The 13,364-nt window shown below is 73.8% G+C and carries 12 protein-coding genes; 4 read left to right on the top strand and 8 right to left on the bottom strand.

Annotated elements, in window-relative coordinates; translation table 11 throughout:
* Window positions 1-45: 45 nt before the first annotated feature.
* Entirely contained in the window at window positions 46-735 is a 690-nt protein-coding gene (locus tag ACSMTC_RS01660) for an SDR family NAD(P)-dependent oxidoreductase (protein ID WP_436557812.1), read from the top strand.
* Between the two features lie 230 nt (window positions 736-965).
* Here the strand turns inward: ACSMTC_RS01660 and ACSMTC_RS01655 are convergent, their stop codons facing one another.
* A complete protein-coding gene (locus tag ACSMTC_RS01655) occupies window positions 966-2,030 on the bottom strand; it encodes a class I SAM-dependent methyltransferase (RefSeq protein WP_436557811.1) in 1,065 nt (354 codons plus the stop codon).
* A 533-nt stretch (window positions 2,031-2,563) separates the two neighbouring features.
* Here ACSMTC_RS01655 and ACSMTC_RS01650 point away from each other — a divergent pair.
* Entirely contained in the window at window positions 2,564-3,790 is a 1,227-nt protein-coding gene (locus tag ACSMTC_RS01650) for a glycosyltransferase (protein ID WP_436557810.1), read from the top strand.
* Between the two features lie 29 nt (window positions 3,791-3,819).
* Here ACSMTC_RS01650 and ACSMTC_RS01645 read toward each other — a convergent pair whose 3' ends face one another.
* Together ACSMTC_RS01645 and ACSMTC_RS01640 are read right to left on the bottom strand one after the other, a co-directional pair.
* A complete protein-coding gene (locus ACSMTC_RS01645; protein WP_436557809.1) occupies window positions 3,820-4,560 on the bottom strand; it encodes a DUF998 domain-containing protein in 741 nt (246 codons plus the stop codon).
* A gap of 414 nt (window positions 4,561-4,974) precedes the next feature.
* Window positions 4,975-5,607 (bottom strand): TetR/AcrR family transcriptional regulator, encoded by a 633-nt coding sequence (locus ACSMTC_RS01640; protein ID WP_436557808.1) that lies wholly within the window; start codon window positions 5,605-5,607, stop codon window positions 4,975-4,977.
* A 104-nt stretch (window positions 5,608-5,711) separates the two neighbouring features.
* Here ACSMTC_RS01640 and ACSMTC_RS01635 point away from each other — a divergent pair, with 104 nt between their 5' ends.
* Window positions 5,712-6,749 (top strand): aldo/keto reductase, encoded by a 1,038-nt coding sequence (locus tag ACSMTC_RS01635; protein WP_436557807.1) that lies wholly within the window; start codon window positions 5,712-5,714, stop codon window positions 6,747-6,749.
* A 121-nt stretch (window positions 6,750-6,870) separates the two neighbouring features.
* On the opposite strand, the gene ACSMTC_RS01630 is transcribed toward ACSMTC_RS01635, so the two are convergent.
* Window positions 6,871-7,056, bottom strand: coding sequence for a hypothetical protein (locus ACSMTC_RS01630; protein ID WP_436557806.1), 186 nt, complete (start codon window positions 7,054-7,056; stop codon window positions 6,871-6,873).
* 201 nt (window positions 7,057-7,257) lie between these two features.
* Window positions 7,258-7,842, bottom strand: coding sequence for an aminoacyl-tRNA hydrolase (gene pth, locus ACSMTC_RS01625; RefSeq protein WP_436557805.1), 585 nt, complete (start codon window positions 7,840-7,842; stop codon window positions 7,258-7,260).
* Window positions 7,843-8,108: 266 nt separating this feature from the next.
* Between pth and ACSMTC_RS01620 the strand changes: the two genes are divergently transcribed.
* Complete coding sequence (locus ACSMTC_RS01620) at window positions 8,109-9,056, top strand: ROK family glucokinase (protein ID WP_436557804.1); 948 nt, start codon at window positions 8,109-8,111, stop codon at window positions 9,054-9,056.
* Window positions 9,057-9,077: 21 nt separating this feature from the next.
* On the opposite strand, the gene ACSMTC_RS01615 is transcribed toward ACSMTC_RS01620, so the two are convergent.
* Genes ACSMTC_RS01615 through ACSMTC_RS01605 form a run of 3 tightly spaced genes read right to left on the bottom strand, consistent with a single transcriptional unit; the run spans window position 9,078 to window position 13,332 of the window.
* Window positions 9,078-10,085 carry an ROK family protein gene (locus tag ACSMTC_RS01615; RefSeq protein ID WP_436557803.1) on the bottom strand — a complete coding sequence of 336 codons (1,008 nt, stop codon included), beginning with the start codon at window positions 10,083-10,085 and terminating at the stop codon, window positions 9,078-9,080.
* Window positions 10,082-12,280, bottom strand: coding sequence for a beta-galactosidase (locus tag ACSMTC_RS01610; protein ID WP_436557802.1), 2,199 nt, complete (start codon window positions 12,278-12,280; stop codon window positions 10,082-10,084). Before ACSMTC_RS01610 ends, ACSMTC_RS01615 begins: the two co-directional genes overlap by 4 nt.
* Window positions 12,277-13,332: a zinc-dependent alcohol dehydrogenase gene (locus ACSMTC_RS01605; RefSeq protein WP_436557801.1), complete on the bottom strand. Its 1,056-nt coding sequence runs from the start codon at window positions 13,330-13,332 to the stop codon at window positions 12,277-12,279. The genes ACSMTC_RS01610 and ACSMTC_RS01605 overlap by 4 nt, the downstream gene beginning before the upstream one ends.
* Window positions 13,333-13,364 lie beyond the last annotated feature (32 nt).

The following is a 13,364-nucleotide window of genomic DNA, read 5'->3' as shown; positions in this document are numbered from 1 at the left end:
CGTAAACCACTGGCCGACCGCATCTCCCGGAGGGAAGCTGTGCCCATGACGACAACCTTAATCACCGGAGCCAACAAGGGCCTCGGCCACGAGACCGCCCGCCGCCTGATCGCCGCGGGCCACACCGTCTACCTGGGAGCGCGAAGCATCGAGCGGGGCACGGCGGCCGCGGCCGAGCTCGGCGCCCGGTTCGTGCAGCTCGATGTCACCGACGATGCGTCGGTCGCCGCCGCGGTGGCCACCGTTGAGGCCGACGGCGGCCTGGACGTCCTGGTCAACAACGCCGGAATCGAGGTGCGGTCGCCGGAGGGCGACATCATCGGCGCCGCGGAGCTGACCGCCGACGTGACGCGGGAGGTGTTCGAGACCAACGTCTTCGGCCTGGTCCGGGTGACCCACGCCTTCCTGCCGCTGCTGGAACGCTCCGCTGCCCCGGTCGTGGTCAACGTCAGCAGTGGCCTGGCCTCGCTGGCCCGGGCCGGCCAGGGGTACCCGGGGGCCGCCTACCCGGCCTCCAAGACCGCGGTCAACATGCTCACCGTGCAGTTCGCCAAGGAGTTCCCGCAGATGCGGATCAACGCCGTGGAGCCCGGCTACACCGCGACGGACCTGAACCGGCACGAGGGCACGCAGACCGTTGAGCAGGGCGCCGAGATCATCGTTCGGATGGCTCAGCTGGGGCCGGACGGCCCGACCGGCGGCTACTTCGGCGCGGCGGGCCGGCTGCCCTGGTAGGCGACGGGGTTCACGACGCGGTCCACGATTCCGCTCGACCAGGGGCGTGACGTGATGACGGCCGCACAGGTCCTTTGAGTGTCACCGAGAAGTGGGCCTGTGCGGCCCTGGCCCGTCCTGCCTTCCGTTGCGTCCCATGTGCACAACTCGGCGATCTGATAGATGAGTTGGCGAGTGCCCGGTCAGGATCAGGATGTCCTCGGCGTGAGCGGGCCACCGGCGTTCCGAGGTCAGACGCGGGCCTCGTAGACGGTATTGAACGGGGTCTTTGCCGCCCGGCGGAAACGGGTCAGGCCGGCCTCCGACGCGACCTGGCGGGTGCGCTCCTCGCCCGCCTGGGCGCCCAGAGCGCGGCCGACCTCCTGGGACTGCGAGACCGGTGTGCAGATCAGGGTCGAGGCGCCGTAGAACGCGCGGCCCAGCGGGTTGAGGTTCTCCTCCAGCCGATCGCCCGCCAAGGGCTCCACGATCATGATGCTGCCGCCCTCGGCCAGCTGCTCCCTGCTGTGGGCCAGGGCACCGACCGGGTCGCCCATGTCGTGCAAGCAGTCGAAGAACGTGATCAGTTCGTACGGCCCGCCCGCGAAGTCCTTGGCACCGGCCACCTCGAACGAGACCCGGTCCTTGGCACCGATCTCCGCGGCCAGCTTCCGGGCCGCGTCGACGGACGGCCCGTGGTTGTCGAAGCCGGTGACCAGCGCGGCCGGGAACGCCTCGCCGATCATCACGGCGGAGTGGCCCAGTCCGCAGCCCACGTCGGCCACCCTGCCGCCGGTGCGTAGCTTCTCCACCACACCGGTCAGCGCGGGCAGCCACTCGCCCACCAGGTGCGCGGCGTAGCCCGGACGGAAGAAGCGGGCCGTCCCCGTGAACAGGTCCGGGTGGTGCTCGTGCCAGCCGACGCCGCGGCCGTCCCGGAAGGCGCGCTCCAGCCGCTCCCGCTCCCCGGCCGAGCCGCAGGACAGGAACGACTGGTACCCGCCCAGCACGAAGACCGGGCTGTTCTCGTCGGCGAAGACGGCACTCTGTTCCGGCGCCATGCGGAAGCGGTCACCGCCCTCGTAGGTCAGGTATCCGCTGGCGGCCATCGTGGCCAGCCATTCGCGGACGTTGCGCTCGGTGGTCTTGGTGCGCTCCGCGAGCTGTACCGGGGTGACGGCTTCGCCGTCCACGAGGGCCCGGAAGAGCCCCAGCCTCTCGCCGAGGAGGGCCAGGGGCACCGCCGCGACCGCGCCCAGGTCGGTCACGACCTTCCCGAGCAGTTCGTTCAACTTCGCTTCGTCCACGGTACTCATGTCGACCGACACGACCACACCTCCGATCGACCCGGCCGAGCCCCGCGGAACCGAACCCGACTCACGGTTTGTGGCGGAGGGAACCTCCTCTCGCCGTTCGCGCGAACGACGATACTCCGGGTCTATCGGGAGGTCATGGAAGGCGGAGGACCGTGTAGGGCGCGGCGGCGCCGGCAGGTGCGGCGGTCGCAGCGCCGGTGGTGCCGAGGGTACCGACGCGCACGCCGAGGCGTCCGGTGAGTTTCATGGCGATCCCTTGGGAGGAGGAGACGATTCCGGGAGGGGACCGAAGGCCACGGGCGGCGGGGTGTGCCCCGAACTGCCCCGCGCGGGAAGCACGGACTCCGGCCGGCCGCTGCGGGCTTGCCGACCGGCGGAAGACGCAGACGCTCCGGTGTCGGCGTCAGCTCCTCGCCATGATCAACATATAACGCACCGGGGGCCTTGCGGCAAGGCCCCGGTGGTGCCGCAGAATCGTCGGCCGTGGCCACAATCCTTGGCCGCCGGAGTCTACGGAAATGGGGATTCGCGAAGTGCGTGTGTTGTTGTCGACGTATGGCTCGCGGGGGGACGTCGAACCGCTGGTGGCGCTCGCGGTGGAGTTGCGGGCGCTCGGTGCGCAGGTGCGGGTGTGTGCGCCGCCGGATGAGGACTTCGTGGAGCTGCTGGACCGTTTCGGCCTGCCGCTGGTGCCGGTCGGCCAGCCGATGCGCTCGATGGTGCGGCCGTCGTCGGCGGCGGAAGCGTCAAGGCGCGCGGCCGAGTTGGCCGCGCAGTTCGACGCGGTGGCCGCGGCGGCCGAGGGATGCGACGCGCTCCTGGCAAGCGGCCTCGCGCACTTCTCCTCGCGCTCGGCGGCGGAGAAGCTGGGCATCCACTACGAGTACGCGACCTTCGCCCCGTACCTGCTGCCGTCACCCCACCACGCGCCGCCGCCGATGGTGCTGCCGGGCCAGCCGCTCCCGCCGGAGAGTGCCGACAACGGGATGCTGTGGGACCTGAACGCCCAGATCTTCAACACGCTGCACGGCGAGGCGCTCAACGCCCACCGGGCCTCGGTCGGCCTGCCACCGGTGGACGACGTCCGGACCTTCGTCTTCACCGACCACCCGTGGCTCGCGGCGGACCCGACCCTGGCCCCGTGGCAGGAGACCCCGGAACTCGACGTCGTCCACACCGGCGCGTGGATCCTGCCGGACGAGCGCCCGCTGCCGGACGACCTGCTGGCATTCCTCGACGCCGGCGAGCCACCGGTCTACGTGGGCCTGGGCAGCAGCCGTCGGGTCTCGCAGGACGTGGCCAGCGCCGCCATCGAGGCGATCCGCGGGCAGGGCCGCCGCGCACTCGTCTCCGGCGGCTGGTCCGGCCTGGGCCTGATCGACGATCAGGACGACTGCTTCGCCGTCGGCGAGGCCAACCACCAGGACCTGTTCCGCAGGGTGGCCGCCGTCGTGCACCACGGCGGTGCGGGAACGACGGCCACGGCCGCCAGGGCCGGTGCCCCGCAGGTGGTGGTGCCCCAGGCGGCGGACCAGCCGTACTGGGCCGGCCGGGTGGCCGACCTGGGCATCGGCACGGCGCACGACGGCCCGCTCCCCACCGTCGAGTCCCTGTCGGCGGCGCTCGGCACGGCGCTGGACCCCGAGACGCGTGCACGGGCGACGGCCTTGGCCGGCACGATCCGAACCGACGGCGCGGCGGTGGCCGCGAAGCTGCTGCTCGACGCGGTCGGCCGGGGAAGGGCGCAGGTGTCCGCGTGAACCCCCGCGGGATCGCTTAGGCGACCGGCTCAACGCCGGGGACGGGTGCCCGTCCTCCGGCGGTCGGCGGTGTTCCGCCGCGAGCGCCACCAGGCGGGGGCCGCGGCGCGGGCGCGGCCGGCCTCGGTGGCCAGCAGTGCGAACCACACTCCGGCCGAGAGCAGATGGATCCGCTGCACCAGGCCGTGCCCGCCCGGGTGGCCCAGGAACGGGCCGGTCGTGGCGATCGCGGCCGCCATCGAAAAGGGGAGCAGCCAGGGACCCCAGCGGCGCACCAGGGTGAGGGACGGTACCGAGTGCCGGGACGCGGCGATGAACAGCGCCATCGAGGCGAACAGCACGAAGTGGACCAGGCCGCTGGTCGTGGTGTGCCAGGGGTTGCCCTCCGGGCAGCCGTGTTCGATCGAGGGCGCGCAGTGCATCGGCAGCAGGACATCGGCCACCGAGAACACGCCGAGCGCGGCCAGACAGGCGCACCCGGCCGCGGCCAGCCGGCCGGGGAACAGGCCCCGGGCGAGCACGGCGCCCGCGGTGATCAGCCCCGCGCAGACCACCTCGACCGAGCCGAACAGCAGCCGGTACGGCTGGTCGGCCGCGAACAGCTCGCTGACGTAGGAGTCGCGCTGGGCCAGCCCGGTGGGCAGGAAGAACTGCAGGACCCAGTCGTTGTAGACCACCGACGCCACTGCCAGCGTCCCGGCGGCCGCGATGCGGCGCACACCTGCCGGCAGCGCCCGGGCCGGGGACTGTGCTGCGACCGAAGCGGGCACCGCTGTCTCCCTTGACGTATCACGCGGACGGATCACCGGAACTGGACGGATGCGCGCCGTCCGGCCGCTGCGCCGTCACCGGACGGGCCGCCGTAGCCCCGGTCTTGATTGGTGCCCGCCGTCGTGCACGCGCGTGTCCCGCACCGCCATGCTTCACCCGAACCGGTGACCCCGGTGGTGGCGTACCCCGGCGCCGGCGGGCGTCACGCGGGCCCTGGCCGGCCTCTCGGCGGGGGTGCCCTCATCGTCCGGGAGCTCAAGCCTCCCGGCGGCGATCTTCCGGTGCTCGCAGGCCCGCTGATATCGCCCACCGGAAAACGGGACTGACGCCGCACCGGAGGAATGAGCACTCCGATGCCGCGGCTGTGGCCGTCGGGCGGCCGGTCGCGGGGGAGTCCGCCGTCCGGCCGGGGGTCAGGGCTTGCGGAGGCCGTAGGCGCCGGCTCGGGCCGCGGCCGCGGCGGCCGCCGCGGCCTGGTCCGCGGCGGCGGGGTCGAGCGGCTCGCCGCTGGCGAGGAGGCGGTAGTAGAGGGGGGCCGAGACGGCGCGGACGACCTCGTGGGGGTCGGTGTCCTCGGGGAGTTCGCCGCGGTGGATCGCCTGGGTCACGCAGGGCGCCCACTCGGCGATGCGGGTGCGGTAGAAGCGGTGCAGGGCGTCGGCGGTCTGCGGGTCGCAGGTGGCGGCCGCGATGACCGCCTTGAACAGCGGGCCCTGGCGGGGGTCGGTGAGGGTGCGTTGGACGAGGCGGGCGTTGGCCCGCAGGTCCTCGAGGAGCGAGCCGGTCTCGGTGCGCGGCAGTGACTGCTCGGCCATGTCCAGCAGCAGGTCGGCCACCAGCGCGGTGGGGGTGCCCCAGCGGCGGTAGACGGTGGTGCGGCCGACCTCGGCACGGCGGGCGATGTCGCCGAGGTCCAGGTGGGCGAAGCCGTGCTCGGCAAGGGCGTCGCCGGCCGCCCGCAGCACGGCGGCGCGTACCCGTGCGGTGCGTCCGCCGGGCCGGGTCTTCCCCTGGTCCTGGCTCTCGGTGGCCGGATCTATCGCCATAACGGGATTCCTGTTCCATTAGTCGTGCCGGGGCTGCTAGATTGGGGCCATCTTAACGGAACTGCAGTCCCTTTAGTGGGTCTGCGGTGGCGAGAGGACCAGCCATGGAGTACAGGCAGCTGGGGGCGTCCGGGCTCAGGGTGCCCGCGTTGAGCCTCGGTACGGGAACCTTCGGCGGACAGGGGCCGCTCTTCGGCTCCTGGGGCACCACCGACGCCAAGGAGGCGCGCCGCCTGCTGGACATCAGCCTGGACGCCGGGCTCACCATGTTCGACTCGGCGGACGTCTACTCCGACGGCGCCTCGGAGGAGGTGCTCGGCCAGGCCGTCAAGGGGCGCCGGGACCAGGTGATCATCTCCACCAAGGCGGGGCTCCCGACGGGGGACGGCCCCGGTGACGCGGGCACCTCGCGATCGCGCCTGATCAAGGCCGTCGAGGACGCGCTGCGCCGGCTCGGCACGGACTACATCGACCTCTTCCAGCTGCACGCCTTCGACGCCACGACACCGGTCGAGGAGGTCCTGGGCGTGCTGGGCGATCTCGTCCGGGCGGGCAAGATCCGCTACACCGGTGTCTCCAACTTCTCCGGCTGGCAGGTGATGAAGTCGCTCGCGGCGGCCGAGCTGCTGGGTGCTCCCCGCTATGTCGCGCACCAGGTCTACTACTCGCTGGTCGGCCGGGACTACGAGTGGGAGCTGATGCCGCTCGCGGCCGACCAGGGCGTCGGCGCGGTGGTCTGGAGCCCGCTCGGCTGGGGGCGGCTCACCGGGAAGATCCGGCGCGGCCTGCCGCTCCCGGAGGGCAGCCGGCTGCACGACACCGCCGACTACGGCCCGCCGGTCGAGGACGAGCAGCTCTACCGGGTGGTCGACGTCCTGGAGGAGATCGCCCAGGAGACGGGCCGGGGTATCCCGCAGATCGCGATCAACTGGCTGCTGCAGCGCCCGACGGTGTCCTCGGTCATCATCGGCGCCCGCAACGAGGAGCAGCTGAGGCAGAACCTCGGTGCCGTGGGCTGGAGCCTGACGCCCGACCAGGTCGCCCGGCTGGACGCGGCGAGCAGCCGCACCGCGCCCTACCCGTACTTCCCCTACCGGCGGCAGGAGGCCTTCGCCCGGCTGAACCCGCCGATCGCCGGCTGAACCGGTCGATCCGGGGTGGGGCGAGCGGCTGATCGCCAGGTGGCGCGGCCGTACCGCCGTGGGCCGTACGACCAGGGGTGTTCTCCCGGCTCAGCCGGAGAACACCCCTGCGTACCCCGGGTCACCGGAGATCTTCGAGGTCGTCCTGGTCGTCGAAGGAGGTTCCCTCATCGGCCGGAGCGCTGCGCCGGGGTTCCTGGCGGTGCTGCCGGAGCTGGCGTTCCTGCTCCTGTTCGGACTGGGTCTCCTCGGTCATGTCGGCCATGTAGTGCGAGTCGCCGTACGGTTCGCGTGCTCTGTCGTCCATGCTCCTTCCCTCCTCAGGCGAGGGCGGGACGAGGGGGCGGACGTCCCCAGAACAGCGTGGCACTCACCCGGACGGCCCGCATATCGGTGACCGCGCCGCCGACGGGCACCGGTGGCCGGACGGTGCCACGGGACCGTCACCGGACCGTCGTCGGAGTGGCGCCGGAGCCCCGTGCCGTACAGCGGATGCCCCGGCGCCGCCTCACGTGCCGACGGTGTGCAGCCGGTCCTGTGCCCTGTTCAGGCCGTGGGTGACCAGCGCCTCGACGGTGTCCGCGCAGCGGTCGAGGAGTGCGGGCAGTTCCGTCCGCTCGGCCTCCGAGAACTCCTTCAGCACGAAGGTCCCTATCGTTTGGCCCTTCGGCGGACGTCCGATGCCGAAGCGGAGCCGGATGTAGTCGCGGGTCCCCAGGGCCTCGCCCACCGAACGCGCCCCGTTGTGCCCGCCCGGACCGCCGCCGCGCTTCAGACGGACGGCGCCGAAGGGGAAGTCCAGATCGTCCTGCACCACGAGCAGCCGCTCGGCCGGAACGCCGTACATCCGCATCGCGGTGCGGACGGGGTTGCCCGACAGGTTGATGGACCACTGCGGCTTGGCCAGCACCACGAGCCGGCCGTCGATCTCGATCTCCGCGACACGGCAGCGGGCCGCGCGCAGCCTGAACTTCGCTCCATGGCGTTCGGCGAGCCGGTCGACGGCCAGGAACCCGGCGTTGTGCCGGGTCCCGCGGAACCACGGCCCGGGGTTGCCCAGGCCGGCGACCAGCCAGCGCTCATCGGACTTCAAGGGCTCACAACCTCCGGATAGCGGTACCGAGCCGGCCATGGACCGGCCGGCGCGGAAGGTATTCTGCACCACCGCCCGATCGGCGCGTCGGTGGAGGAGGTGCCCGTCACGGGCCGGTCCCGGCCGGGGAGGCGCCCGGGGAGCCGGCCGCCGATGGCCGGAAGGGCACTGACCGCCGCCGCACCGCGGGGAGCAGAATGCCCAAGGGCCCGTCCGCACCGAGCGGTTGGGACACCGTCCGACATCCTGCGGGAGGCTTCGAGGCGATGGCACTCACCATCGGTGTGGACATAGGCGCCAGCAAGATCGCGGCCGGGGTGGTCGACGACGCGGGGCGGATACTGCGCCGGGTGCGAGTGACCACCCCTCAGGAACCCGGCCGCGTCGCAGCCGCCGTCTGCGGTGTCGTCAGGGCGGTACGCGGCGGCCACCAGGTGGCCGCGGTGGGACTGGGCGCCGCCGGCTTCGTCGACGAGAAGCGCGCCACCGTGCTGTTCGCGAAGCACATCGGCTGGGAGTTTGAACCCCTTGGGGCCGTCGTCGAGAAGGAGCTCGACCTGCCGGTCACGGTGGAGAACGACGCCAACGCCGCGGCCTGGGGCGAGGCCCGGTTCGGCGCCGGCCGCGGTGAGGATCCGGTGGTCTGTGTCACGGTCGGCACCGGGATCGGCGGTGGCCTGGTCGTCAACGGCGGTCTGTACCGCGGGCGTTACGGTGTCGCGGCCGAGTTCGGCCATCTGCCGCTGGTGCCCGGCGGGTTGGTCTGCGGCTGTGGCAACCGGGGCTGCTGGGAGATGTACGGCTCGGGGACCGCGCTGGTACGGGAGGCGAGGGCCCTGGTGGCCGCCGGGGCGCCGACGGCCGCGCCACTGCTGCGGCGGGCGGGCGGCACCGCCGACGGGCTGACCGGCCCGCTGCTCACCCAGGCGGCCAGGGAGGGGGACCAGGCGGCACTCGGGCTCTTCGCCGCACTCGGCCGCTGGCTGGGCGTGGGCCTCGCCGCGCTGGCCGGCGCGCTCGATCCCGCCTGCATCGTCATCGGCGGCGGTGTGGGTGCGGCGGGGGACCTGCTGCTGGACCGGGTCCGGGAGTCGTTCGGCCGGCACCTCACCGGGCGCGGCCACCGGCCCGAGGCGGCCGTCCGGCCGGCGGAGCTGGGCAACGACGCCGGCCTGGTGGGGGTGGCGGATCTGGCCAGGCGGCCCCAGGGGTGAGCCTGGGGAGCGACCGGCCGGTCACCCCGCCGGTGAGCGGCCGGCGAGCTCCTCGAGCGCCAGCAGGGCCGCGCCGATCGCCCCGGCCTCGTTCCCGAAGCGGGCGGGCACGATGGGCACCGGAGGACGGTCGGCGGGGGAGTACAGCCAGCGGTCGAACGAGGCACGGGCCGGGCCGAGCAGGAGCTCTCCGGCGGAGATCGGGCCGCCGCCCACGACCAGGACCGACGGGTCCAGCATGTTGGCCAGCGCGGCGAGCCCCCGGCCGGTGAGGGCGCCCACCCGGGCCAGGATCCCGGCGGCCTCCGGATCGCCCTCGCCGGCCGCCCGGGTCACCGCCTCACCCGCGCCGGACGGCTCCGGGCCGATCAGACGGGCCAGCGGTGACGCCGGACGGGCCGCGACGGCCTCGCAGCCGAGCCGGGCGATGGCACGGCCCGACGCGGAGACTCCCCAGCACCCGTACGCACCGCACTCGCACCGGGGCCCCCGCGGATCGACGACGAGGTGGCTGACCTCGGCCGCGTAGCCGTGCGAGCCCCGCAGCAGCCGCCCTCCGACCACCATGCCGCAGCCCAGTCCGCTGCCGATCGTCACCAGCACCATGTGGTCGTGGCCCCGGCCGGCACCGAGCCGGTACTCGGCCCAGGCGGCGGTGTTCGCGTCGTTGTCGGTGCGTACCGGCAGGCCGACCGCTTCCTCGATCAGCTCCCGCAGCGGAGCCCGGGCGAAGTCCAGGCCGGGGGCGAAGACCAGCGCCCCGGTGCGGGCGTCGACCATTCCGGGCAGCCCGGCCCCCACCGCTGCGACCCGGTCGCCGCGCACCTGCTTCACCAGGTCGGCGAGGGTGGCGACGAGGTCCTGCGCGCTGCCGCGAGGAGTGTCGCAGCGGGCTCGGGCCAGCACCGTGCCGTCCCGGGTGATCCTCAGTGCCGCGATCTTGGTGGCGCCGACGTCGAGGCCGACGGCCTCCGCCTCCCCGGCGCCCGATGGCCGCGGCGGTGTCGTCCCGAGCGGCGGTGTCGTCACAGTGCCTCCGGCAGGGTCATCCGCTGGTTCCGTGGCCCGCCGGCGGTGCGGAGGTCGAAACCGCTCGGCCGGCGCACCGCGGAAAGGTCGCACGGGTGCTCCGAGGTGAGCAGGTCGTCACCGACCCGCACCCTGACCGGCGATCCCTCGCCGGTCTGCTCGTTCAATCCTTTCACATAGCAGGCGTGCAGCCGGCCGTGCGAGATCCGGACGGCCGCGCAGCCGCCGGGCGCCAGGTCGGCTCCGACGAGCCGCCCGCGCCACTCGGTGCGGGCCCGCCGCGGCTCTCCCGACCGGTTGAACAGGAAGACGAAGCACTCCTCGGGATCCGCCGTCGTCGTCCGGAACTCCAGCCATCCGCCCGGCTCCGGACGGGCCGTCAGTCCACCCGGCGCCTGCCAGTCCGCCAGGGCCGCGCCGACCGGCCGGTCCTCGAGCGCCACCGCGCGGACCCGGGACGAGCGCCCGGCGGATGCCGCCAACCGCCGCACCGCATCGGCAAGTTCGGTGAACGGCCGGAACTCCTCGTCCAGCCGCGGGAGTTCGCCCAAAAGGAGGAGGGACCCGCCGCCCTCGGCGAAGCGGGCGAGGCGCCGTTGCAGGGCCCGCTCCATGAAGAAGCCCGAGACGGTGACCAGCGGTCCGTCCCCGGGGCCGGGTACCGCCTCCCCGGTCAACTCGGCCAGGCGGAACGGCAGATTGTGCTCCAGGCAGTGGACGGCGAACGGCACCAGGGTCCGAACGGCCGACGGGGGCGGCGGGTACCCGGCCGGGGTGACGGGCCTGTCGGTCCCGGTGTCCCACGCCCCGATCGCGGCGTACGGCGGGTGGACGCCCCAGGTTATCCCGGGCTCCGGACGGGAGCGGACCAGCGCCTCCCCCTGCCCGGCGAGGAAGTGGGTCAGCACGCCAAGCGCGGCGAAGGCCGGGCCCCGGGAGCCGTCCGCCCGGATCGGTGCCGCCTCCCCGTACGGCGGGTCGAGCTGTGCCGGATCGCCGGTGGTCTCCGCCAGGTGGCCGCGGTCCACCACGAGGTGTTCGCCCCAGCCCTCGGTGGCACAGGCGGGGTAGACGTCGATGCCGGTCGCCCCGCAGGCGACTCCGAGCAGGGCGTGGTGGACCGGAACCACCGGGAAGGCACAGGCGGGATCCACCCAGCTCAGTCCCCAGTTCTCCTCGATGTTGGGCCCGCGCCCCCGCTTGGCCGCCAGGACGTAGTTGACCAGGGCCTCGTCGTCCGAGAGCACGTTCCCCGCCCAACTGGTGTACGCGCGGGGCGTCGTGGTGCGCCGACCGGGCCGGTTCCTGGCCAGCCAGGCGTCGTACCGACCGGCCGCCCGGCGGGGAACCCGCTCCGCCCGGGCGGGCGGTGAGCAGGTGGCGAACACCGGGACGTCCAGCCCGAGTTCCTCCGCCAGGGCCGTCATCCCCGCGTCGAGCGCTTCGGCCGACCACTCGCCCCAGCGCAGCAGCAGGCTCAGCCGGTCGGCGGAGAGCGGGCCGTGGGGTGCGGGTGGAGCCAGGCCGGGGGCGAAGGCACCGAAGCCGCGCACCCCCGACGGTGAGTAGTCGAGGGCGTCGATCGCCAGGGCCGTCTCGCCGTAGTGCCCTTCGTTGCCGATCTGCACCGCGACCACGGGGCCCTCGGGGTGGAGCAACGGTCGCAGGGCCCGGCCGACCGCGCGCAGCCAGGTCGCGGCATCGTTCAGGAAGGCCGGGTCCCCGGCCGAGGGAAGGGCGAGCCGCTGGGGTCGGAGTTGCTCCCCGGTGGCCGAGAGCGCGGCCTGGCGGCCGGGGTCGACCGTGGGGCTGACCCGGTCGGGCAGCCCGCCGAAGGGCAGTTCGGCATGGACGAACGGTCCCGGCTTCGGCACCGCGAGCAGTCCGGCGGCGGCGACCAGCTCCAGGAATCCGAGGAGATCGCGGTTGCCCTCCCCGTCGAAGCTGAAGCGCCGCCCGTCGCGGTCGGCGACCTCGTGGTGCCGCCAGGGCACGTAGCAGGTGACCACCTCGATCCCGGCCTGCCGGATGGCCCGTAGCTTGGCCGGCCACCGCTCGGGAGGATCCCGGTAGTAGGGGTACTCGCCGGCGATGAGGAACCGTGGTGCGCCGTCCAGCCACAGGGCTCCGTCCACCATCGCGGCCCGCGCGCGGGGACGGGCGGCGCCGGTGGCCCGGCCGGCGTCGCGCCTCAAGACGCCATCCGCTCGTTCGAGGCCAGCAGCACCTTCAGCGCGGCGTATCCGGTGGCGGGCCCGGCGGGCGGTTGGAGCGGGTGCGGACCGGCGAGCGGAACGGCCAGCAGCGCCAGGGCCTCGGCGTACCGGTCCAGCGGGAGCACATGGGTGACCAGGGAGTCGAGCGGCAGGTCGGCCGCCAGATCGAGGGCGAGCTCGAAGTCCGCGGGGCGGTACGGGCCCGCGCCCACCAGTCGGACACCCCTGGTCACCAGGGACCGCAGGGGCACCTCGGCCACGGCCGCCTCCCGCTCGCCCATCACCACCACGGTGCCCGCCGCCGCCAGGGTGCTCAGGATGCCGCCGGGCAGGGTCCCGGTGGTGTCGATGACGGTGTCGGCCGCGGGCGCGCCCCGACCCGCCCCGTCCGCGGCCCGCACCCGTACCTCGCGCGGCAGCAGGGTACGGGCCAGCTCCAGACGGACCGGATCCCGGTCGGCCAGTGCCACCCTGGCGCCACGCCGGGCCAGCACCAGGGCGCACAGTGCGCCGATCGGGCCGGCGCCGAGCACCAGGATCCGGTCGTCCCAGCGCGGCCCGGCCGCCCTCAGGTTGTTCAGCACACAGGCCAGCGGCTCCACCAGCGCGGCCCGCCGGTAGGACATCGAGGCCGGCAGGCGATGGACGAACCGGTCGGGCACCACGACGTACTCGGCCATCGTTCCGTCGAGGTCGACCCCGATCTCCCGCCCGTCCTTCGCCTCGCAGTGGGCGGGGAGCCCCCGGCGGCAGGTGCGGCACCGCCCGCAGTAGAAGGTCGGGTTGACCACCACCCGGTCGCCGGGCGCGACCGAGGCGACCGCGGGCCCGACCGCGGCCACCTCGCCGGCCGCCTCATGGCCCAGCACCACACCGGGCTTCGCGGGGAACTCGCCGAGCACGATCGCCCGGTCAGTCCCGCAGATGCCGGTGACCGCCACCCTGACCAGCACCTCGTCCACCGCCGGCACGGGCACCGGGCGGTCCTGGAGGCCGATCCGGCCCGGCTTCCCGAACGTGAGCGCCTTCATCCCGCTTCCTCCCCCTCTTCCCCCAGGACTGG

This window comes from Kitasatospora sp. HPM-01-4, assembly GCF_051374625.1.
In the GTDB taxonomy this organism is placed as follows: Bacteria; Actinomycetota; Actinomycetes; order Streptomycetales; family Streptomycetaceae; genus Kitasatospora.
This window is presented reverse-complemented; position numbering and strand designations above follow the sequence as displayed.